Source organism: Photorhabdus sp. RM323S (genome assembly GCF_042879375.1).
GTDB classification, from domain to species: domain Bacteria; phylum Pseudomonadota; class Gammaproteobacteria; order Enterobacterales; family Enterobacteriaceae; genus Photorhabdus; species Photorhabdus tasmaniensis.
Window position 1 is genome coordinate 1 of record NZ_JBHFKZ010000185.1, and the last position, 644, is coordinate 644.

1 protein-coding gene and 1 pseudogene are annotated in these 644 nt (G+C 40.8%); both read left to right on the plus strand.

The features are described from left to right. The first annotated feature begins 232 nt into the window (after nucleotides 1-232). Entirely contained in the window at nucleotides 233-418 is a 186-nt protein-coding gene (locus tag ACGF7G_RS22575; protein ID WP_387468525.1) for a tail fiber assembly protein, read from the plus strand. Next, nucleotides 375-497: pseudogene (locus ACGF7G_RS22580) on the plus strand (helix-turn-helix domain-containing protein); the annotation flags it as partial. The gene ACGF7G_RS22575 and the pseudogene ACGF7G_RS22580, both read left to right, overlap by 44 nt. Nucleotides 498-644: the final 147 nt, after the last annotated feature.

Consider the following 644-nt stretch of genomic DNA (forward strand, 5'->3'; position numbering starts at 1 on the left):
CGGGGCTTATTTGTTGGGGCCTACAAGAAGTTTGCAGGTCGGGAAATTGATTCTAATGATTCGTTATAATTTCTATTGATTAACCCGAATTCTGTTATTTACAAAGACGGGTTTAACTGTACCGGACAAAGCTGACATTCTAAACGGACGATTGAATTGATCTTGCTCTCATGGTGAAGCCAAGCAACAACAAACCACATTGCTGCAACAAGCCAATGAAACACTCTCATTGTTGCAAAACTCTGTTGACTTAGAGGTTGCTACCGAAGCTGAAGAAGCCGCTCTGCTTGAATGGAAGAAATACCGGGTGTTACTAAGCCGGGTAGATACTTCACAAGCACCGCTATGGGGAGGTTCTTCTTTCATCGGTTGGACAACAACAAGCTGCAAGATTGTTGGCGAAAGGTCACACACGTAAACAGCTATCACTGATTTATAATACGTCACTGTCTACTGTGTATAAGTATTTGTCTGCAATAATTACAATCAAAAAATAATTAGATAATTTTATTTTTTGGGGTGAGGGGAGATGGTTTGTTAATTGTGGCAAATGTCAGATATGGAAGCGGGGTTTTTCCCCAGTTTTGCCCCTATTTTTCCCCAACCAAATCCCGCAAATAAAAAAACCAACCATAACTGGTTGG